Genomic DNA, 20,901 nt, shown 5'->3' with positions numbered 1-20,901 from the left:
CGAGCGGTTCACGAGAACCACCAGAGCTCTTCGACAGGGCGGGCAGGGGCATCACGCACCGGCCCGCCCTTGTTGTTTGTCACCGTTGTTTGTCACCGTTGTTTGTCACCGGGCGTCGACCCCTCGTCGCGCCCGAGAAGGAAGGAACGTCATGTCGCGGTTCGTCGACCGGGTGACCATCCACGTCGCCGCCGGTAACGGCGGCCACGGCTGCTCTTCGGTGCACCGGGAGAAGTTCAAGCCGCTCGGCGGTCCCGACGGAGGCGACGGTGGTAACGGCGGCTCGGTGCGTCTGGTCGTCGACCCCCAGGTGCACACCCTGCTGGACTTCCATTTCCGTCCGCATGCCAAGGCCGGCAATGGGAAACCGGGGATGGGCGACAACCGCGACGGCGCGAACGGTGAGGACCTCGTGCTCGCCGTTCCCGACGGCACCGTTGTTCTCGATGCCGCGGGCACCATCCTGGCCGATCTCGTCGGTGCGGGTACCACCTTCGACGCCGCCCAGGGCGGTCGGGGTGGACTCGGTAACGCCGCGTTGGCATCCCGGGCGCGCAAGGCGCCGGGTTTCGCGCTGCTCGGCGAAGAGGGGCAACATCGCGACCTGGTACTCGAGCTCAAGTCGGTCGCCGATGTCGGGCTGGTCGGATTCCCGTCCGCGGGCAAATCCTCACTGGTGTCGGTACTCTCGGCCGCCAAACCGAAGATCGCCGACTATCCGTTCACCACTCTGCAACCCAATCTGGGGGTGGTGCAGGCGGCCGGTGACGTGTTCACCATCGCCGACGTTCCCGGACTGATCCCCGGCGCCTCCACCGGGCGCGGCCTTGGTCTGGACTTTCTGCGTCACCTCGAGCGCTGTGCGGTCCTCGCGCACGTGGTCGACTGCGCCACTCTCGAGCCCGGGCGTGACCCGGTGTCCGACATCGATGCCCTCGAAGCCGAACTGGCCGCCTACCGTCCGGCCCTCGACGCCGACCACGGGCTCGGAGACCTCGCGGAGCGTCCGCGGGTGGTCATCCTGAACAAGATCGACGTGCCCGATGCCGCCGAGCTTGCCGATCTCGTCGAACCCGAACTGGCACAGCGCGGTTGGCCAGTATACCGCATCTCCGCGGTCACCCACCAGGGACTTCGTGAATTGACCAACGCGCTCGCGCGCATGGTGGCGCAGTATCGCCAAGCCCATCCGAAGCCCGCCGCCCGCCGAACGGTGATTCGCCCCAAGGCGATCGACGAGGCACAGTTCGCGGTGACACCGGATCCGGTCATCGACGGTGGATTCGTCGTCACCGGTGCCCGCCCGGAACGCTGGATCGCGCAGACACAGTTCGACAATGACGAGGCCGTCGGCTACCTCGCCGATCGCCTCAATCGCCTCGGGGTCGAGAACGAGCTGATGCGTCTCGGTGCGCGGCCTGGAGCACCGGTCACCATTGGAGACATGACCTTCGACTGGGAGCCGACAACTCCGATGGGCGACGACGTCCCGATCACCGGGCGCGGCACCGACATTCGGCTCGACCGATCCGAACGGATGGGTGCGGCCGAACGCAAGCTGGCGCGACGCGTGCGGCGCGGTCTGGCCGACGACGCGGAGGCCGACGAGTAATGAGCGACGTGCGTGACCGGATCGCCCACGCGCGCAGCATCGTCGTCAAGATCGGATCGTCGGCGCTGACCGACCTCGGTACCGGCCTCGACATGGATCGACTCGACCGGCTCACCGACGCACTCGAAGCGCGTATGCGGGCCGGGTCGGACGTGGTTGTGGTGTCGTCGGGGGCGATCGGTGCGGGCATCGCCCCGCTGGGGCTCAAGAAGCGTCCCACCGACCTGGCGACCAAACAGGCTGCGGCGAGTGTCGGACAGCTTGCGCTGGCACACGCCTGGGGTACGAGCTTCGCCCGATACGGGCGGACTGTCGGACAAGTGCTCCTGACTGCCGACGACATCTCCAACCGCGCCCACCACGCCAACGCGCAACGCACGTTGGACCGGCTGCGCTCACTGGGGGCGGTCGGTGTCGTCAACGAGAACGACACGGTGGCCACCAACGAGATCCGGTTCGGCGACAACGATCGACTCGCGGCGCTGGTGGCGCATCTCGCCGGTGCCGACGCACTGGTGCTGCTCTCGGATGTGGACGGTCTGTACGACGGGGATCCCCGCAAGCCTGGCCCGGACGGCCGTGTCGCGCGATTTCTTTCCGAGGTCAACGGTCCCGAGGATCTCGACGGGGTGATCGCCGGATCCGGTGGTGCGCTGGGGACCGGTGGGATGGCGTCCAAGCTGGCCGCAGCTCGTCTGGCCGCTGACGGTGGGGTGCCGGTGCTCCTCGCGGCGGCGGCTGACGCAGCGCAGGCGTTGGGGTCGGCGTCGGTGGGCACGGTCTTCGCCGCACGCCCCGACCGGCTGTCGTCGCGGCGCTTCTGGGTGCGCCATGCCGCCGACGCGCGCGGGCAGATCGCCATCGACGACGGGGCGGTCGCCGCAGTGGTGCAGCGCAGGCGCTCACTGCTGGCGGCCGGGGTGATCGGGGCCCGCGGCGGGTTCTCCGAGGGCGATGTCGTCGAGCTGGTCGATGCCGCCGGTTCCGTGTACGCGCGCGGTGTGTCTTCTTACGCGGCCGAGGACGTCGCGCGGATGGTGGGTCGCTCAACCTCGGAACTACCGGAACAGTTGCGGCGCCCGGTGATCCACGCCGACGACCTGGTGCCCGTCTGACGATTCGATGACTCTCTGGGCTCGTCCACGCTGTGCGAGGGCGGGCAGGACGACGCCGCAGAGGTGGTCGATCTTCAGATCGGCGATGTGGTCTGCGCGGGTGGCACCGCGGTTGACCACCACCAGTGTCTTGGAGGTGCGGTGGGCGTACCGCGCGAACCGCAATCCGCTCATCACGGTCAGCGACGACCCGGCGACCAATAGCGCATCGCTCTCGTCGATCATTGCGAATGATTGTGCGACAAGATCTTTGGAAGCATTCTCGCCAAAGTAGACGATATCGGGTTTGAGGATGCCCCCGCATCGCGGGCAGTGTGCGACGACGAAATCGGCGGTGTCGTCGAGTGATGTGTCGGCGTCGGGGGCGACCTCGATAGCACCGCGACCCAACACCCGGGCCGTGAAGTCCGGGTTGAGCTCCTCGAGCATCTCGGCGAGCCGGTGACGCGACAGCGTCGCGTCGCAATCCAGGCAGCGCACCCGCCCATAACAGCCGTGCAACTCGATCACCCGACGGGTTTGCGCCTTGGTGTGCAGCATGTCGACGTTCTGGGTGATCACACCGGTCAGGTGCCCCTGGCGTCCGAGTTCGGCGAGCGCATGATGACCGGCGTTGGGTTTCGCTGCGTCCATATGGCGCCAGCCGAGGTGATTACGTGCCCAATAGTGGCGGCGGAATTCCGGGGAGGACAAGAACATCTGCACGGTCATCGGTGTGCGGGCCGGCGCACCGGGACTGCGGTAGTCGGGGATGCCGGAGTCGGTGGACAGGCCCGCGCCGGTCAGGGCAGTGATCCGGGCACCGTCGAGCAGTCCCGAGAGTCGATCGAGGGCGAGATCGAGGCGCTCCTCGAGCGGGGTCGGTTCGGCCGGGGTCCAGCCGATCTGCAGTCGGGTACGCACGTCAGCCAGAATAGGGCGGTCACGCGTGGACGACCTGTGACGTCCGGTGTGTCAGGCGTCGGTGGTCTCGGCGTGTTTGCCTGATCGCTGGTCGGGCACGGTGGCAAGCGGGTAGACACCGTCGACGTGCGCAGGCGGATCGGGGATTGGTGGAGAGCACCTGGGAGTCCTTGGCAATCTCCCAAAGTCGGGAACCGTCGGCCACCGAGGGGACCCGGGAGTCGAGAGCGAGAAGCGGTGCTGGGGGTGTTCCTGTGTGGGACGGGCTCGAAGCACCTTCGACCTGAACAACGTGCGCCGACGAATTCACCTGCCTGCATAGATCAGGGAGGCCCCCACAATGCCTCGCTCATCGGGTGCATGTGATGCGGGACATGCACGCTCGCGACGACTCGCTGGGGCGAATTGTCGGTCACGACACGGCGGTGACGCCGCGTTGGCGACGATCGCCCAGGGTGGCAGCCCACCCGAATCGGCAATGGGAGAATGATCCGGTGACCCGGATCATCGCCGGCCGCCACGGCGGACGCCCACTGAAGGTTCCCGACGCCGGGACCCGGCCCACCTCCGATCGGGTGCGTGAGGCAGTGTTCAACATTCTCGACGCCCGGATCGATCTGGAGGGCGCTGCGATCCTCGACCTCTATGCCGGGTCGGGTGCGCTGGGGCTCGAAGGTCTCTCCCGTGGTGCGTCCTCTGCCGTGTTCGTCGATAACCGTCGTCGCGCCGCCGCTGTCGTCACCGCCAATCTGAGGGCGCTCGGCGTCGCCGAGGCAGGTCGGGTGATCACCGCGCCGGTGTCGGCGTTCCTGGCCGCCGGTGCCCCGGCCCGCGTGGATGTCGTGCACCACCAGGGTATGACGGGCCGCTTCGATGTGATCTTCTCCGACCCGCCCTATGCGCTTACCGACGATGAGGTACATGGCGACCTCGTGGCGCTCGGCGCGTGCGGTTGGCTCGCCGACGGCGGTCTACTGGTCCTCGAGCGGGGCCGCCGGGCCACGACGAGATGGCCGGTCGGCTGGGAGGTCGTCACTGAAAAGTCCTATGGTGACACCAGGGTGCAGGTCGCGCGCGTCTCCGACGGGGAGGCCGGGTAGGTTCTGCAGAGCATGACCAGTGCGGTGATCCCCGGCTCCTTCGATCCCTTCACGCGCGGCCACCGTTACGTTGTCGAGCGGGCTGCCGCGTGTTTCGACGAACTGGTGGTCACCGTGGTCGTCAATCCCAACAAGCGCGGACTGTTCCCGGTTCCTGAGCGGCTCGAACTGATCCGGGAGGATTGCGCTGATCTGCCCAATGTGCGGGTGGATCAGTGGTCTGGCCTGCTCGTCGACTATCTCAGAGAGAACGCGATCCACTCCATCGTCAAAGGTTTGCGTTCGTCGGTGGACTTCGACTACGAGCTTCCGATGGCACAGATGAATCGTGAACTGGCAGATGTCGAGACCGTGTTCCTGCTGACCGATCCACGCTTCGCGCACGTCTCTAGTTCTCTGGTCAAAGAGGTCGCCACGCTGGGCGGCGACGTGACACCCTTTCTCTCCCCGCACATCCACCGACGACTCGAGGCGATCTTGGCCGCTGAACGCAGCGTTTGAGCAACGCTGCGCCGCGCGAATTGAGTGGCCGAGCCGTCGTCGACGCCACGAGACTTTCACTCATCGACGAATATAAATACTGACGGCTGCGGCGCGCGGTATTAGCGTGAGCGAGACGGTCATGAGCGTCAACGTCAAGCCCTGGCTGGTTGACCGGCAACCCTCGCATCGCGGTGGGGTGCCCCAGGTGACGACCGGATCGGGAATGTCCCGATAAGCGCGATGGGAACGGCCCCGACAATTCCGTGAGGAGTCGTCGTGCCGTCGTGGTCGTTGGTACCTGCGGGATACGCCCGAGGTGCAGGCGGGCACGCCTCCTCGCGTGTCCCGTTTCCCGGTTGGAGGAGATTGCCGCCATGTCCGCCCCATCGCCGTCCACGAGTGCCGATCCACAGCCGGCGCCGTCGGGGGCTCCGCACCCGTCGTCGGCGGGCACGACCGCGCCTCCGATCGCTGAACCCGTTGCGCCCCTGCGTCATCCCGTCCGGTGGATTCTCGCAGCGATCGTGCTCGTCGTCGGTGCACAGTTAGTTCACGGTCTGGCCACCAACGCCTTTTTTCAATGGGATAGGTTCGGGTACTGGTTCTTTCGCCCCGTCATTATCGAAGGTCTCGGGGTCACGCTGGAGGTCGCTGCGTACAGTGCGGTGCTCGCCCTTGCCGTCGGCATCGTCCTGGCGCTGATGCGGCTGTCGAACAATCCCGTGCTCGCGGCAGTCAGCTGGGGTTACGTCTGGTTCTTTCGCTCGATCCCGCTGATCGTACTGCTGCTCATCTTGTTCAACTTCGGAGCGCTCTACCAGAGTCTGAGTATCGGTGTTCCGTTCGGGCCGGGACTGTTTCATTTCTCCGAGGCCGATCGCGCCTCCCCGTTCCTGATCGCTGTCATCGGTATCACCGTCCACGAGGCGGCGTTCGCCGCCGAGATCGTGCGCGGCGGCATCCTGTCGGTTGACGCGGGCCAACACGAAGCCGCTGCTGCACTGGGCATTCCACGTCGGTATCACTTTCTTCGCATAACATTGCCGCAAGCTCTGCGGTCCATTGTTCCGTCGTATGTGAATCTGCTCATCGGGCTGATCAAGTCGACGTCGCTGGTCTACTACGTGTCGCTACTCGATCTTTTCGGCGTGGTCTCCACCCAGTCGAGCACCTATTCCGGTGACATCATCCCACTGCTGATGGTGGCGACGTGCTGGTATGTGATCCTCACCAGCGCCGTGTCGATCGTCCAGTTCTACGTCGAGCACTACTTCGCGCGAGGGGCGGTCCGCACCCTGCCCGCCACGCCGATACAGCGATTGCGGTTCGCTGTTGCCGGTACTCGCCGGAGCATCGCCCAGCGTCCCTGGGAGCGTGCCGCATGACGCGCGCCGCCATCGCAGAGGACACGACGTCGACCGGTGCCGAGGTGCAGATCGTGGGCGCCCACCGCTTCTACGCCGACCATCACGTCCTCAAGGGCATCGACCTCACGATCCGCCCGGGAGAGGTGACGGTCATCCTCGGACCCTCGGGCTCGGGAAAGTCGACCCTGCTCCGTGCCGTGAACCATCTCGAGCGGCTCGACGCAGGCCACGTCAGCGTTGGCGGCGAACTGATCGGTGTCCGTCGCGTCGGCGGCCGACTCCGGGAATTGCCCGAACGCGAGATTCTGCGACAGCGACGCCGCATCGGCTACGTTTTCCAATCGTTCAACCTGTTCTCCAACCTCACCGCCGGCCAGAATGTCGCGGCACCACTGGTCTCGACTGGCCGGATCACCCGCGCGGAGGCCGAGCGTGCTGCCCGCGCACTCCTTGCGCGCGTGGGACTCTCGGACAAGTACGACGCATATCCGCGCCAGCTCTCCGGTGGTCAGCAACAGCGGGTCGCCATCGCCCGGGCGCTGGCCGCCGAGCCGGGGGTGCTGCTCTTCGACGAGCCGACTTCGGCCCTCGATCCCGAGCTCGTGGGCGACGTCCTCGCAGTGATACGTGATCTCGCTGCCACCGGTACCACCTTGATCGTCGTGACCCACGAGATCGGTTTCGCCCGCGAGGTCGCCGACACCATCGTCTTCCTCGACGATGGACGCATCGTCGAGCAGGGCACACCAGAGCAGATCTTCGATCATCCGACACACCAGCGCACCAAGGACTTTCTGCTACGAGTCCTCTGACCGCCACCCATCGACCACCTCATAGGGACCGCGACCAGCGTCGGCGACCTCGCCGGGACACGGCCGTAATCCTCCTTGTCATCACACACCAGAACGGAGTAACTCCATGTCACCAACGCGTTCCGCCGATCGCGTCACCCTCCGAACGCGCGCTCGTCGCCATGCCGGGACACGGTTCGGTGCCGTCACCGTGGCACTCGGCCTCGTATGCGGTCTGCTCGCCGCTTGCTCGGGCGGTTCCACAGATGCCGCGCAGCCATCCGGAAGTCCCGGCGGTGTCGTCCTCGGAGCGGTCTCCAACGGTGCCGCCAATCAAATCGAGGTCACTGTGCCGCAGGTCGATTCACTTCGCAACGCGCTGCCCGCGGCGGTGCGTGACTCCGGGGAACTGTCGATCGGGATCGGGGCACTGCCCTCGGGGTATCCGCCTCTGGCGTTCATTGGGTCCGATCAGCACACGCTGACCGGCGCCGAACCAGACCTCGGCCGCCTCGTCGCGGCCGTCTTCGGGCTCAGACCGGTGATTACCAACGCCACGTGGGAGAACCTTTTCGTCGGAATCGACAGCGGGCGAACAAATGTCGGATTCTCCAACATCACCGTCACCGAGGAGCGCAAGGAAAAGTACGACTTCGCGACCTACCGCAAGGACGAACTTGCCTTCGAAGTGCTTAAGACGAGTTCTTGGAACTTCGACGGCAACTACGAGAGCCTTGCCGGCAAGAAGGTGGCCGTCGGGTCGGGCACCAACCAGGAACGCCTACTGCTGGAATGGCGGGACAAGCTCGCCGCCGAGGGCAAGACCATCGACGTCATCTACTTCCCGGACGCCAACTCGATCAACCTGGCCCTTGCCTCTGGCAAGATCGACGCGTATCTCGCACCGAATCCGAGCATCTCCTATCATGTCCGGCAGACCGCGGGCACCCCGAAAGCCACCCGTGTAGCAGGCACCTATTCCGGGGCCGGGTCGACGCTGCAGGGATTGATCGCGGCCACGACGAAGAAGGATGACGGACTCGTCGGGCCGCTCGCCGACGCTATCAACCACCTGATCACCACGGGGGTATACGCGAAGTGGCTGGCCGCGTGGAACCTCTCCGCCGAGGCCGTGCCGACGTCACAGGTCAATCCGCCCGGTCTGCCGCGAAACGGAAGCTGAGGTGGCCGGATGGAGAGGGGCGGGACGGAGAAGGAGTCGTCCCGATGGGACATCATCGAGTCATGAGTGAGCGCACGGCTGAAGCTTCGCCGATCGCCCGATCAGGTATCGATGTCCTCGACGATCCGGTCCGATCGTCGCTGACCGGTCACCACCGGCATCTCGCGTTACGCCGCGGACGGGTGTTGCGCTATCGACGTGACGTGTCGGTGTTCGCTGCGTTCCCACTCGATCCCATCCCCGCGGATTGGTCGGACGCCGTAGAGCTCTTCGGTCCCGGTGGCACCCTGCCGATCTCGGGGTCGATGCCGACGCCGCCGCCCGGCTGGGCGACGACGATGGCCGTGCCCGGTGTGCAGATGATCGCCCGTACCGTCGAGCCCGCGCCGGATCCGGCGGCGGTGATCCTCACCGACGACGACGTTCCCGAGATGCTCGACCTCGTCGCCCGCACTCGGCCCGGGCCGTTCCTGCCGCGCACCATCGAGATGGGCACATATCTCGGACTCAAGCAGGGCGGCGGGTTGATCGCGATGGCAGGGGAGCGGCTCCATCCGGCCGGTGCCACCGAGATCAGTGCGGTGTGCACCGATCCGGCACACCGGGGGCGGGGGCTGGCGTCGCGTCTGGTTCTCGCTGTCGCCGCCGGGATCGTTGCACGCGGTGAGACCCCGTTCCTGCACACCGCGGCCGAGAACCTTACCGCGATCCGCCTCTACGAATCACTGGGCTTCGAACTGCGCAAGGAGCTGGTCTTCGGGTCGTTCGGGATACCTGACTGACCGCATCCCTCTTGGGTCTGCGGGCCACGCGACACGCCGATCGCTGAGACCTCCGCAGTCACATTCATCTCATTCGGCACAATAGCCACAGACGTTTCATCAAATGACCATTGGCGTTGAGCCGGATTGGGGTGGCTGTGTACCGGGTATTTGAAGCGCTCGATGAACTTGTTGCGATCGTCGAGGAGGCGCGGAGTGTCCCCATGACTGCCGGGTGTGTGGTCCCGCGGGGAGATGTTCTCGAGTTGCTCGACGACATCAAGGACTCGATCCCGGGTGAGCTCGACGACGCCCAGGACGTCCTCGACAGCCGTGACTCGATGCTCGAGGACGCGCGTACGCACGCCGACACCGTGATCGGCAACGCCGATTCGGAGTCGGAAGCGGTACTCGCCCACGCTCGTGCCGAGGCCGACCGCATCCTCGCCGACGCCAAGTCGCAGGCCGACCGCATGGTCGACGAAGCGAGCAATCACGGCAAGTCCCTCGTCGACGACGCGACCGAAGAGGCTCGGCGGCTCTCGTCCAGCGCGGCTCGCGAATTCGAGGCCGTCACCGGGCGGGCGCGCGCCGAGGCGCAGCGCACCATCGACGCCGCGAACAACACTTACGACAAGTCGGTCGCCGACGGCATTGCCGAACAGCAGCGCCTGGTGTCCGAGGCCGAGGTCGTCGCCGCCGCGAAATCCGAGGCCGAGCGCATCATCGACGCGGCACACGCCGAGGCCGACCGGTTGCGTGGTGACTGCGACGTCTACGTCGACGAGAAGCTGGCCCAGTTCGAAGAAACCCTCACCAACACCCTGCGGTCGGTGAATCGTGGGCGCCATCAGCTGCGTACCGGCGCGGGTATGCACGATTACATCGAGTATCCCCGCAGCGTGGACCACGATCCCGCGCGCACACGGGCCCGGTCCGAGGGCGCCGCCGACGTCTCGCCGCTCGCGGTCTGAGCGCGCGGACCGGGTACCGGGACAGGCCGGGCGAGCTCATTCGAGGATTTGCTGACCCGGGCGTATCGTGCATCTGTGGCCGAAAACGCAGTGACGCCAGGTGTGAGCACGGGTGAGGCATCCGTGCACGCACGTGATCCCTTCGTGCTCGACATCCGGTCTCTCGGACGTCGTCCGGGGACGATGACCGAGGTACACCGGACCGCCGTGACACCCGAACGGCTCGGGCTGGAAATGGTCGGTATCCCCGCCGCGTCCGAGGTGGATCTCGACCTGCGACTCGAGTCGGTGAGCGAGGGAGTTCTCGTCAGCGGTACGGTCTGTGGCGACACCGAGGGCCAGTGTTCGCGGTGTCTCGAACCCGTCGATGGGACCGTCACCGTCTTCCTGACCGAGCTCTTCGCCTATCCCGACAGCGAAACCGAGCAGACCACCGACGCCGACGAGATCCACCGCATCAACGACGACCGGATCGACCTCGAGCAGTCCATCATCGATGCCGTCGCGCTCGAACTGCCGATGTCGCCGTTGTGCACCGAGGACTGTGCGGGTCTGTGCAGTGTGTGCGGTGTGCGCATGGCCACCGCAGAACCCGGCCACGGACACGAGATGATCGACCCGCGCTGGGCCGGTCTCGCCCAGAAGTTCGCCGATGTCGATGAGGAGTCGTCTGACACCGATCCCGAGCAGTCCCGGGGTCCGCAGTGAGCGAAGGCAGACGTCGGGGGAAACAAACCCTGTCGTGCGCTCCGCTGCTGTCCGCACTCGGCGCCGAGATCTCCGACGAGCTGCTGACCCTGGCTCTGACACATCGTTCCTACGCCTACGAACACGGCGGTCTGCCGACCAACGAGCGCCTGGAGTTTTTGGGCGACTCGGTACTCGGCGTGGTCATCACCGAACGGCTGTATCTGCGATTCCCCGACCGGCCCGAGGGTGAGCTGGCCAAGATCCGGGCGAGTGTGGTGAACATGCACGCGCTCGCCGGTGTGGCCCGCGGCCTCTCCGATGACGGGCTCGGGGCCTACCTGTACCTGGGCCGAGGTGAGGAGCTCACCGGCGGTCGCGACAAGGACTCGATCCTCGCCGACGGCCTCGAATCGTTGTTCGGTGCGGTCTATCTCGAACACGGCCTTGGGGTGTCGCAACGCGTCATCGGTGATCTCTTCGACGAGATCATCGACCGTGCAGGCGATCTCGGTGCCGGACTGGACTGGAAGACCTCACTTCAGGAGCTCACCGCCGAGCACGGTTTCGGCCCGCCGCAGTACCAGGTGTCCTCGACCGGGCCGGACCACAACAAGGAGTTCACCGCGGTCGCCGTGGTGGCCGGAGAGAGCGTCGGAGAAGGTGTCGGCCGGACCAAGAAAGAGGCCGAGCAAAAGGCGGCGGCACTGGCCTGGCAGACCCTGACCGACCGCGCCGGGGCGTCGTGACCACCCCGCGCCGGAGCGTCGATGCCTGAATTACCCGAGGTGGAGACCGTGCGCCTGGGCTTGGCCGATCACGTTGTCGGGCAACGGATCACCACGGTCGAGGTACTCCACCCCCGCGCGGTGCGCCGCCACGCCGGCGAATCCGCCGATCTCGCGTCGCGGCTCGCGGGAAAGACCGTCACCGCTGCGCGCCGTCGTGGCAAATACCTCTGGCTCGACGTCGCCGACGACACCGACGACGCCGCGCTGGTCGTCCACCTCGGGATGAGCGGCCAGATGCTCATCGCGAGGGCGGGCGCACCCGATCACACCCACCTGCGTATCCGCGCACACCTCGCCGACGGCAACGAGCTGCGATTCGTCGATCAGCGTACCTTCGGCGGCTGGCACGTCGACGAGCATGTGCCCGACCCATTCATGCCCGAGAATGCCTCTGCTGCAACGGATTCGGGCGACGGGGTGTTGTCTCGCGTGCCCGCGTCGATCGCACACATCAGCCCGGACCCGTTCGATCCGGGCTTTGACACCTCGGCCGTCGTTGCGAGGATCCGTGCGCGACACACCGAGATCAAACGAGCACTGCTCGATCAGACGATCATCTCCGGGGTTGGCAATATCTACGCCGACGAGGCCCTCTGGCTCGCTCGGCTGCACGGCACCAGGGTCACTGACACGTTGTCGCCCAAGAAGATTCGCGAACTGATCGACGCCGCCACCGATGTCATGGCACAAGCACTGAAGGTCGGCGGTACATCCTTCGACGCGCTCTACGTCAACGTCAATGGACAGTCCGGCTACTTTGAGCGATCGCTCAACGCCTATGGTCGCGAGGGTCAGCCGTGCCGACGGTGCGGACGGATCATGCGTCGTGAGCACTTCATGAACCGCAGTTCGTACTCATGTCCGCAGTGTCAGCGCCGACCACGGATGTGACGCGCGCCGCCGGTTGCCGGGGTCGCGGAAGCATCGGCCCGCCTGCGACGTTGCGTGCCACGAGGATCATGGACGAAGGAGTGATGTCAGAATGACCGTCGAGAATCACGCCGACCAGCACGGCACGGCCGACGAGGGCAACGCGGCCACCGCGCCGCATCGGCATACCGAGCTGTGGGTGGAGCGCACCGGAACGCGTCGCTACACCGGTCGTTCCTCACGGGGAGCCGAGGTACTCGTCGGTTCCGAGGACGTCGAAGGCGTCTTCACGCCCGGTGAGCTCCTGAAAATCGCGCTGGCCGCCTGCACCGGCATGTCGTCGGACCGGCCGCTGTCGCGACGACTCGGCGACAACTACGACGCGACGATCCGGGTGAGCGGCACCGCCGACCGGGACAACGAGGTGTACCCACGTCTCGACGAAGTGCTCGAAGTGGATCTGTCCGAACTCGACCCGGAGGCCGCGCAACGCCTGCTCGTGGTCGTCGAGCGCGCGATCGACGCGGTGTGCACCGTCGGACGGACCATCAAAGCCGGAGCCGAGGTCGGCCTGCGCATCGACACCGAGTGAGGCTGGACGACACACCATGACCGACGACGCCGAGAGCACCGATCGCACGGACAGCCGTGATGCGGTCCGGCTGACCGCCTACGTCCACGGACACGTGCAGGGAGTCGGATTCCGCTGGTGGACGCGTTCCCGTGCGCTGGAACTCGGCCTCGTTGGATACGCCGCCAACCAATCCGACGGGCGGGTGTGCGTCGTCGCCCAGGGGCCTGCCGACGCGGTGCGCGCGCTCGTCGCATTCCTGCGTTCCGACGCGACGCCCGGGCACGTGGATCTCGTCGTCGACTCCTACGCCGCGCCGCGCGCCGGTGTGACCGGATTCGTCGAGAAGTAGGCCCGGGGGCGGGCCTCCGCGTCGTCCGAGATGAGTAGGCTGTACCGTCGTGCACCTCAAGTCGCTCACTCTCAAGGGCTTCAAGTCCTTCGCGTCGGCGACCACCCTGCGCTTCGAGCCCGGGATCACCTGCGTGGTCGGGCCGAACGGGTCCGGCAAGTCCAACGTCGTCGACGCGCTGACGTGGGTGATGGGGGAGCAGGGCGCCAAGGCGCTACGCGGCGGAAAGATGGAGGACGTCATCTTCGCCGGGACCTCGGGCCGCCCACCGCTGGGTCGCGCCGAGGTCACCCTCACCATCGACAACTCCGACGGCGCACTTCCCATCGAATACTCCGAGGTGTCGATCACCCGCCGTATGTTCCGCGACGGGGCGGGCGAATACGAGATCAACGGCAACTCGTGCCGACTGATGGATGTCCAGGAGCTCCTGTCCGACTCCGGAATCGGCCGGGAGATGCACGTCATCGTCGGGCAGGGACGCCTCGCGGCCATCCTCGAATCCCGGCCGGAAGATCGCCGTGCCTTCATCGAGGAGGCCGCAGGCGTTCTCAAACACCGCAAACGCAAGGAGAAGGCGGTCCGCAAACTGCAGTCGATGCAGGCCAACCTGGACCGCCTCTCCGACCTGACCGCCGAACTGCGCCGCCAGCTCAAACCACTCGGACGCCAGGCCGAGGTGGCGCGCCGCGCGCAGACCATCCAGGCCGACCTCCGCGACGCCCGGCTACGGCTGGCCGCCGACGACCTGGTGACCCGTCGCGCCGAGATGGCCGAGCACACCGCCGTCGAGGACAACATCCGTCGCGAGCAGGACGAGGTCTCTGCCGAACTCGATGCCGTGTCGAGTGAACTCGCCGACCACGAAGAGCATCTCGCGCAGGTGGTGCCCGCCGCAGAGGCCGCCGGCCAAGCATGGTTCACGCTGTCGGCATTGGCCGAGCGGATCGACGCCACCGCCCGCGTCGCCACCGAACGCAGCCGCTATCTCGACGAACCGGTCACCGCGTCCAGCGGTCCCGAACCCGAGGACCTCGAACGCCAGGCCGACGAGGCCGCTGAGACCGAGGCGGAGATGACGGCCGCGGTGGAAGGTGCCGCCGAGTTCCTTGAAGACGCCAAAGATGAACTGGCGCAACGTGAGCGGGCTGCCGCAGAGGCAGAGCAGGCGCATCTGGCGGCGGTGCGGGCCATCGCCGATCGTCGAGAGGGACTCGCCCGCCTCGAAGGGCAGGTGGACAATCTGCGGACCAAGGCCGATTCGGTCGACGCCGAGACCACGCGCCTGACCGAGGCCATCGCTGCCGCTGTCGAGCGTTCGCAGATCGCGCAATCCCAGCAGGACGAGGTGGCCGAGTCGTTGGGTGAACTCGAAGCCTCGGAGAAGGGCCTCGACGAACACCACGAGCGCTGTGTCACCGCGCTCAACCTGTCGAACGAGCGAGTCGCGACCCTGCAGGCCGAGGAACGTGAGGTCGAACAGCGGATCGCTTCGTTGACCGCCCGCATCGAAGCCTTGTCGGTGGGTCTCGAGCGTGGCGACGGTGGTGCCTGGCTGATGGACAATGTGGCCGACGGACTCCTTGGTCCCATGTCGGAGCTGTTGACCGTCGACGCCGGCTACGAAACCGCGATCGCCGGTGCGCTCGGCGGTGCGGTCGATGCGATCGCCGCCGCCGATCCATCGTCGGCGTTGCGCGCCCTCGAGTTGCTCAAGGCCGGTGATGGTGGCCGGGCGTCGATGATCGTCGGCGGCCTGACCCACACTCCCTCGCCGCGCGCCGACCCGCTTCCCGACGGAGCGGTGTGGGCGTCGTCGGTGGTGAGCTGCGCGCCGTCCATCCGGCCCGCGATCGAGCTGATCCTCGCCGACACTGTCCTGGTGGACACCACCGAGGCTGCTGTCGAGGTGGCTGGAGCGCTCGGCGTGCGCGCGGTCACCGGCGACGGCGACCGGGTGTCCCGCGCGACCATCGAAGGCGGGTCATCACACCGGCCGTCGACGTTGGAGGTCCAGTCGGCGATCGACACCGCGACTACCGACCTCGTGGCCACCCGCCGGCGGGTGGAAGAACTTGCTGCCGCCCTTCAGGGTGCGTTGGCCGAACAGCAACAGCGTCGGGAAGTCGCCGAAGAGGCGCTTGCTGCGCTGCACGAGTCCGACAGCGCCGTAGGCGGGGCATACGAACACCTCGCCCGGCTCGGACAGGAGATCCGCGCGGCACAGGCCGAGGCCGACCGACTCACCCGCCAGCGCACCTTTGTCGAGACCGGCCGCGCGGAGACGGTCGCGAAACTCGACGAACTCGAACAACGTCTGGCACTGGCCCAGGGCGAGGGCACCGAAGAACCGACCGGCGAGGTCGATTCGGGGGAACGCACGGCGGCGGCCGAGGCGGTGGCCGCGGCCCGCAGCGCCGAGATGGAGGCACGGCTGGCGATGCGCACCGCCGAAGAGCGCCTCGCGTCGGTGCGTGGCCGTTCGGAATCGTTGCGGCGCGCGGCGCAGCGCGAACGAGACTCGCGGGAGCGCGTACGCCGTCAGAACGAGGCCCGACGTCAGGCCGCCACCGTCGCCGCCGCCGTCGCCGCGTCGGCTGCGGAGGTGTCCGAGCGGGTGGCCGCCGCCGTTGCCACCGCGCAGGCCGGGCGCGACGAACTCGAGCAGGTGCGCACCACCCGCACCGCGGCCGTCGACGAACTCAAGAGCCGCGTCAACATCCTCTCGCAGCGGTTGAGCACGCTCAAGGATGCCGTTCATCGCGATGAGGTGGCCCGCGCGCAGGCCACCTTGCGGATCGAACAACTCGAGGAGCAGGTACTCGAGCAATTCGCGATGGCGCCCGACGACCTCGTCGCGGAATACGGACCGGACGTGCCGATGCCGCCGTCGGCGCTCGAAATGGCTGAGTACGAGGCTGCCAAGGCACGAGGTGATCAGGTGGTGGCCCCGGCGCCGATGCCCTTCGACCGGGCCAGCCAGGAATCGCGGGCCAAGAAGGCACAGAAAGACCTCAATACGTTGGGACGCGTCAACCCGCTCGCGCTCGAGGAATTCGCCGCACTCGAGGAGCGCTACACCTTCCTGTCCGCACAACTCGAGGATGTCAAGGCCGCCCGCAAGGACCTGATGTCGGTGGTCGAGGAGGTCGACGCCCGCATTCTGCAGGTGTTCACCGAGGCCTACGCCGACGTGGAACGCGAATTCGCACAGGTGTTTTCGACACTGTTCCCCGGTGGTGAGGGCCGACTGATCCTCACCGAACCCGGCGACATGCTCACCACCGGAGTCGAGGTCGAGGCCCGGCCGCCGGGAAAGAAGGTCAAACGACTATCTCTGCTGTCCGGCGGCGAGAAGTCGTTGACCGCGGTCGCCATGCTGGTCGCCATCTTCCGTGCGCGGCCGTCGCCGTTTTACGTGATGGACGAGGTCGAGGCAGCACTCGACGACACCAACCTGCGACGCCTGATCAGCCTGTTCGAGCAACTCCGGGAACGGTCTCAGCTGATCGTTATCACCCACCAGAAGCCGACGATGCAGGTTGCCGACGCGCTCTACGGCGTCAGCATGCGCGGCGACGGGATCACCACGGTGATCTCGCAACGTCTGCGGGGGGTCGACGTCCCGGTCGCCGCGACCCCAGAACTCGCGACCGACTGACACATCCCGACGGACACCCCGGCCGCAAGGCCGACGGAGAACAGGACCAGTGCACCAGTGAACACTGACATCATCATCGGCATCGTCGTCGCGGTGGTCGTGATCCTCGCGCTCATCGTGGTGGGCATTGTGCTTGCCCGGCGGCGGCAGATCTCGCTCACCGACCAGCCCGACAGTCAGGTCACCGACGGCAGTAAGCCCCAGGTCGACAGATCGGGTGGATACCAGGCCGGGTCGGGATTCAGCTTCAGTCAGGGTGGGGCGGGAACCGCAACCGCTACGCCGCCTGGACCCGGGCCGATGCCCACCGTCGAGCCGGTGCTGCCGGCGCAGGAGCGCACCGAGACCGACGGCCAACCCGCCGTCGGCGACGACGCCTCCATCCCGCGTGACTCGGTCAAGCGTGGAATCTCCGAGATCAACCTCCCCGACAGCGCTCCCGATACCGTCGGCAGCGCTCCCGATACCGTCGACAGCGCTCCCGATACCGCCGACAGCGCTCCCGATACCGTCGACAGCGCTCCCGATACCGTCGACAGCGCTCCCGACACCGCCGACAGCGCTCCCGACACCGTCGACAGCGCTCCCGACACCGAGGCGGCGGCCCCGGCGTATGCCGCCGGTGCGACTCAGGCGCCGATCGGCGAGGAAATCGCGCCAACCGCGGGGCGTCTCGGTCGACTCCGCGGCCGGCTGTCGCGCTCGCAGGGTGCGATCGGCAAGAGCATGCTCGGGCTGCTCGGCGCCGGCGATCTCGACGAGGACAGCTGGGAAGAGATCGAGGACACCCTCGTGATGGCCGATCTCGGTACCGCGTCGACGACTGCCGTCGTGGAGCGGTTGCGCACCGACCTGGCCACCAACCCGGTGCGCACCGCCGACGACGCCAGGACGCTGCTCAAACGAGTCCTCGTCGACCAGCTCCACCCGGAGATGGACCGATCCGTGCGCGCACTACCGCACGCCGACAAGCCGGCAGTGATCCTGGTCGTAGGCGTCAACGGCACCGGAAAGACCACCACCACCGGCAAACTCGCCAGAGTGCTCGTCGCCGACGGGCGGCGGGTGCTCCTCGGTGCTGCCGACACCTTCCGCGCGGCCGCCGCCGATCAGCTCCAGACCTGGGGCGAGCGGGTGGGCGCCGACATCGTGCGCGGCAAGGAACAGGCAGATCCAGCGTCGGTTGCCTTCGACGCGGTCGCGAAGGGCATCGACTCCGGCGTCGACGTGGTCATGATCGACACCGCGGGCCGACTCCACACCAAGACCGGGCTCATGGACGAGCTGGGCAAAGTCAAGCGCGTCGTGGAGAAGAAGGCACCCGTCGACGAGGTGTTGCTCGTTCTCGACGCCACGGTGGGACAGAACGGTCTCACCCAGGCCCGGGTGTTCGCCGAGGTCGTCGACATCACCGGAGTTGTCCTGACCAAGCTGGACGGTACCGCCAAGGGCGGCATCGTGTTTCACGTCCAGGAGGAACTCGGTGTTCCGGTCAAACTTGTGGGTCTCGGCGAAGGCGCCGACGATCTTGCGCCTTTCGAGCCCGAGGCATTCGTCGACGCGCTCCTCTGAGGTGACGGACACCTCCGGGCACCGGCGCCTCTCGGCACCGACGGATTCGCGGCTGTGACAACTCCTGGTGCCGACAACTCTCGGCTCCCACAACCCAGCCGTGACAGCCGAGAGGCCGGAGCCGGTACGTCCTCATCGGCTCTCGCCGATGTGTGAACGTGTGGTTTTACGCGGCACAATCATGCGCGCCACTGCATCCCGACCAGGGATTTAACCCCGGTGAAATATTAAGTGCCCTCTGGTTCACATGGCGGAAACGACGAATAGCTCTCGCCGAAACAAAGACCAAGCAATCTTCTCTCCAGGTCAAAACCGCGGCCTGTAAGCGGTGGGATGAGGAGGATACTAGTGGCTTTCCCCACTATGGGTGTGCCGGATTCGGGCGACACAGCCTGGATGCTGGCCAGTTCGGCGCTCGTCTTGTGTATGACGCTGCCTGGTCTGGCGTTCTTCTACGGCGGCATGGTCCGCGCGAAGAACGTTCTGAACATCATGATGATGAGTGCGATGTCGGCCGGCATCGTCACGGTGCTCTGGTCGATCTACGGGTTCTCGATGGCGTTTGGCAACGACATCCTCGGAACGAGTAATGGCGGCCTGCTCGGTGATCCGGGCGAATACTTCGGACTGAAGAACCTGCTCGCGGGTGTCAACGGTGCCGCAGCGGTGGCTGCCGATCCCGCAACGCAGACCGCGGCGGCGCCTGCGGTCGACATTCCGATCTTCGGCACGATCCCGGCGATGGTCTTCGTGGCGTTCCAGTTGATGTTCGCCATCATCACCGTCGCCCTGGTTTCCGGTGCGGTGGCCGATCGTATGAAGTTCGGTGCGTGGACCGCATTCACCGTGCTCTGGTCGACGATCGTCTATTTCCCGGTGGCCCACTGGGTCTTCGCCTTCAACGGCGTCACCGCCGAGAAGGGTGGCTGGATCGCCAACAACCTCAAGGCGATCGACTTCGCAGGTGGTACGGCCGTCCACATCAACTCCGGTGTCGCCGGTCTGGTTCTGGTGTTGTTCCTCGGCAAGCGCAAGGGCTGGCCGAAGTCTCCGATGCGCCCGCACAACCTGCCGTTCACGATGCTCGGTGCCGGATTGCTGTGGTTCGGTTGGTACGGCTTCAACGCCGGTTCGGCGACCTCGGCCAACGGCGTCGCAGGCTCGACCTTCATCACCACCACGGTCGCGACCGCGGCGGCGGTGCTCGGCTGGCTGCTCACCGAGCGAATTCGCGATGGTCACGCGACCAGTCTGGGTGCTGCGTCGGGCATCGTCGCGGGACTCGTGGCGATCACGCCGTCCTGTTCGTCGGTCGACATTTGGGGTGCACTGATCATTGGCGTGCTCGCCGGCATCGTCTGTGCGCTGGCCGTGGGTCTGAAGTACAAGCTCGGTTATGACGACGCGCTCGATGTCGTCGGCGTTCACATGGTCGGCGGTATCCTCGGTACCGTGCTGATCGGCTTCCTGGCCACCAAGAAGGCCCCGGCCGCCGTTGACGGCCTCTTCTACGGTGGTGGTTGGGATCAGCTGTGGCGTCAGGTGCTTGGCGCAGGCTCCGTATTGGTCTATTCGGCCATCGTCACTGCAATAATTGCAACCGTGATCAAGTTCACCATCGGTCTTCGTGCGGACGAGGCCGATGAGGCTCAGGGTCTCGACGAATCGCAGCACGCAGAATCCGCATATGATTTCACGCCGATCGGCGGGGGCTCGGCCCTCGCTCAGGCAGGCGTCATTGGTGCCGGCAAGGAGGCATGATCCACAGTGAAGCTGATCACCGCAATTGTGAAGCCGTTCACGCTCGAGGACGTCAAGGCGGGTCTCGAGCAGGCCGGAATACTGGGGATGACCGTCAGTGAGGTCCAGGGCTACGGCCGTCAGAAGGGCCACACGGAGGTCTACCGCGGCGCCGAGTACTCGGTGGATTTCGTCCCGAAAGTGCGGGTCGAGGTCGTCGTGGACGACGCGGCCGTGGACAAGGTCGTCGATGTCATCGTCGAGGCCGCCCGCACCGGCAAGATCGGTGACGGGAAGGTCTGGGTCTCGCCGGTGGAGTCGGTCGTGCGCGTCCGTACCGGCGAGCGCGGCGCCGACGCACTGTAGCG

The 20,901-nt window shown here is 66.5% G+C and carries 19 protein-coding genes and 1 riboswitch; of the genes, 18 read left to right on the top strand and 1 reads right to left on the bottom strand.

The genetic code is table 11. The features are described 5' to 3' along the window. Positions 1 to 151: 151 nt before the first annotated feature. Together obgE and proB are read left to right on the top strand one after the other, a co-directional pair. Positions 152 to 1,612, top strand: coding sequence for a GTPase ObgE (gene obgE / locus EF294_RS15875; protein WP_123931814.1), 1,461 nt, complete (start codon positions 152 to 154; stop codon positions 1,610 to 1,612). Continuing rightward, positions 1,612 to 2,727 (top strand): glutamate 5-kinase, encoded by a 1,116-nt coding sequence (gene proB, locus EF294_RS15870; RefSeq protein ID WP_123931812.1) that lies wholly within the window; start codon positions 1,612 to 1,614, stop codon positions 2,725 to 2,727. The genes obgE and proB overlap by 1 nt, the downstream gene beginning before the upstream one ends. Here proB and EF294_RS15865 read toward each other — a convergent pair. Beyond that, the gene (locus EF294_RS15865; protein WP_123931810.1) at positions 2,671 to 3,630 is read right to left on the bottom strand and encodes a Sir2 family NAD-dependent protein deacetylase; all 960 of its coding nucleotides are present in this window, start codon (positions 3,628 to 3,630) and stop codon (positions 2,671 to 2,673) included. The two genes, proB and EF294_RS15865, sit on opposite strands and share 57 nt — an antisense overlap. Positions 3,631 to 4,124: 494 nt before the next feature. On the opposite strand from EF294_RS15865, the gene rsmD reads away from it, so the two are divergent. The 16 genes from rsmD to EF294_RS15780 all read left to right on the top strand — a co-directional run bounded on the left by rsmD (position 4,125) and on the right by EF294_RS15780 (position 20,899). After that, positions 4,125 to 4,730 carry a 16S rRNA (guanine(966)-N(2))-methyltransferase RsmD gene (rsmD, locus tag EF294_RS15855; protein WP_123931948.1) on the top strand — a complete coding sequence of 202 codons (606 nt, stop codon included), beginning with the start codon at positions 4,125 to 4,127 and terminating at the stop codon, positions 4,728 to 4,730. 12 nt (positions 4,731 to 4,742) lie between these two features. Further along, positions 4,743 to 5,231, top strand: a complete 489-nt coding sequence (gene coaD, locus EF294_RS15850) for a pantetheine-phosphate adenylyltransferase (protein ID WP_123931806.1) — start codon at positions 4,743 to 4,745, stop codon at positions 5,229 to 5,231. A 117-nt stretch (positions 5,232 to 5,348) separates the two neighbouring features. Continuing rightward, positions 5,349 to 5,457: riboswitch (SAM riboswitch) on the top strand. Positions 5,458 to 5,587: 130 nt separating this feature from the next. Beyond that, positions 5,588 to 6,598, top strand: a complete 1,011-nt coding sequence (locus EF294_RS15845) for an amino acid ABC transporter permease (protein ID WP_123931804.1) — start codon at positions 5,588 to 5,590, stop codon at positions 6,596 to 6,598. After that, entirely contained in the window at positions 6,595 to 7,392 is a 798-nt protein-coding gene (locus EF294_RS15840) for an amino acid ABC transporter ATP-binding protein (RefSeq protein ID WP_123931802.1), read from the top strand. The genes EF294_RS15845 and EF294_RS15840 overlap by 4 nt, the downstream gene beginning before the upstream one ends. Before the next feature lie 106 nt (positions 7,393 to 7,498). Next, the gene (locus tag EF294_RS15835) at positions 7,499 to 8,554 is read left to right on the top strand and encodes an ABC transporter substrate-binding protein (protein ID WP_123931800.1); all 1,056 of its coding nucleotides are present in this window, start codon (positions 7,499 to 7,501) and stop codon (positions 8,552 to 8,554) included. Between the two features lie 62 nt (positions 8,555 to 8,616). Next, positions 8,617 to 9,336: a GNAT family N-acetyltransferase gene (locus tag EF294_RS15830; protein WP_246007903.1), complete on the top strand. Its 720-nt coding sequence runs from the start codon at positions 8,617 to 8,619 to the stop codon at positions 9,334 to 9,336. 137 nt (positions 9,337 to 9,473) lie between these two features. Continuing rightward, positions 9,474 to 10,289: a DivIVA domain-containing protein gene (locus EF294_RS15825; RefSeq protein ID WP_123931796.1), complete on the top strand. Its 816-nt coding sequence runs from the start codon at positions 9,474 to 9,476 to the stop codon at positions 10,287 to 10,289. Positions 10,290 to 10,364: 75 nt separating this feature from the next. Further along, complete coding sequence (locus EF294_RS15820; RefSeq protein ID WP_123931794.1) at positions 10,365 to 10,997, top strand: YceD family protein; 633 nt, start codon at positions 10,365 to 10,367, stop codon at positions 10,995 to 10,997. Then, entirely contained in the window at positions 10,994 to 11,725 is a 732-nt protein-coding gene (gene rnc, locus EF294_RS15815) for a ribonuclease III (protein WP_123931792.1), read from the top strand. Before EF294_RS15820 ends, rnc begins: the two co-directional genes overlap by 4 nt. Positions 11,726 to 11,746: 21 nt before the next feature. Beyond that, positions 11,747 to 12,658, top strand: coding sequence for a bifunctional DNA-formamidopyrimidine glycosylase/DNA-(apurinic or apyrimidinic site) lyase (gene mutM / locus EF294_RS15810; protein ID WP_123931790.1), 912 nt, complete (start codon positions 11,747 to 11,749; stop codon positions 12,656 to 12,658). Between the two features lie 91 nt (positions 12,659 to 12,749). Next, on the top strand, positions 12,750 to 13,229 hold the full coding sequence (locus EF294_RS15805) for an OsmC family protein (protein ID WP_123931788.1): 480 nt from the start codon (positions 12,750 to 12,752) through the stop codon (positions 13,227 to 13,229). Positions 13,230 to 13,245: 16 nt separating this feature from the next. Continuing rightward, on the top strand, positions 13,246 to 13,560 hold the full coding sequence (locus tag EF294_RS15800; RefSeq protein ID WP_123931786.1) for an acylphosphatase: 315 nt from the start codon (positions 13,246 to 13,248) through the stop codon (positions 13,558 to 13,560). Positions 13,561 to 13,609: 49 nt separating this feature from the next. Next, positions 13,610 to 17,221, top strand: coding sequence for a chromosome segregation protein SMC (smc, locus tag EF294_RS15795; protein WP_123931784.1), 3,612 nt, complete (start codon positions 13,610 to 13,612; stop codon positions 17,219 to 17,221). A 57-nt stretch (positions 17,222 to 17,278) separates the two neighbouring features. Next, positions 17,279 to 18,793 (top strand): signal recognition particle-docking protein FtsY, encoded by a 1,515-nt coding sequence (gene ftsY / locus EF294_RS15790; protein WP_123931782.1) that lies wholly within the window; start codon positions 17,279 to 17,281, stop codon positions 18,791 to 18,793. 363 nt (positions 18,794 to 19,156) lie between these two features. Beyond that, on the top strand, positions 19,157 to 20,554 hold the full coding sequence (locus EF294_RS15785; protein WP_123931946.1) for an ammonium transporter: 1,398 nt from the start codon (positions 19,157 to 19,159) through the stop codon (positions 20,552 to 20,554). Between the two features lie 6 nt (positions 20,555 to 20,560). Further along, the gene (locus EF294_RS15780; protein WP_005176661.1) at positions 20,561 to 20,899 is read left to right on the top strand and encodes a P-II family nitrogen regulator; all 339 of its coding nucleotides are present in this window, start codon (positions 20,561 to 20,563) and stop codon (positions 20,897 to 20,899) included. Positions 20,900 to 20,901: the final 2 nt, after the last annotated feature.

It is taken from the genome of Gordonia oryzae (genome assembly GCF_003797185.1).
Lineage (GTDB): Bacteria > Actinomycetota > Actinomycetes > Mycobacteriales > Mycobacteriaceae > Gordonia > Gordonia oryzae.
This window is presented reverse-complemented; position numbering and strand designations above follow the sequence as displayed.

Bases quoted from the DNA above. Each gene is read 5' to 3' on its own strand.
- obgE (WP_123931814.1), top strand. From the start codon at position 152: ATGTCGCGGTTCGTCGACCGGGTGACCATCCACGTCGCCGCCGGTAAC.
- proB (WP_123931812.1), top strand. From the start codon at position 1,612: ATGAGCGACGTGCGTGACCGGATCGCCCACGCGCGCAGCATCGTCGTC.
- coaD (WP_123931806.1), top strand. From the start codon at position 4,743: ATGACCAGTGCGGTGATCCCCGGCTCCTTCGATCCCTTCACGCGCGGC.
- EF294_RS15845 (WP_123931804.1), top strand. From the start codon at position 5,588: ATGTCCGCCCCATCGCCGTCCACGAGTGCCGATCCACAGCCGGCGCCG.
- EF294_RS15840 (WP_123931802.1), top strand. From the start codon at position 6,595: ATGACGCGCGCCGCCATCGCAGAGGACACGACGTCGACCGGTGCCGAG.
- EF294_RS15835 (WP_123931800.1), top strand. From the start codon at position 7,499: ATGTCACCAACGCGTTCCGCCGATCGCGTCACCCTCCGAACGCGCGCT.
- EF294_RS15830 (WP_246007903.1), top strand. From the start codon at position 8,617: ATGAGTGAGCGCACGGCTGAAGCTTCGCCGATCGCCCGATCAGGTATC.
- mutM (WP_123931790.1), top strand. From the start codon at position 11,747: ATGCCTGAATTACCCGAGGTGGAGACCGTGCGCCTGGGCTTGGCCGAT.
- EF294_RS15805 (WP_123931788.1), top strand. From the start codon at position 12,750: ATGACCGTCGAGAATCACGCCGACCAGCACGGCACGGCCGACGAGGGC.
- EF294_RS15800 (WP_123931786.1), top strand. From the start codon at position 13,246: ATGACCGACGACGCCGAGAGCACCGATCGCACGGACAGCCGTGATGCG.
- EF294_RS15785 (WP_123931946.1), top strand. From the start codon at position 19,157: ATGGGTGTGCCGGATTCGGGCGACACAGCCTGGATGCTGGCCAGTTCG.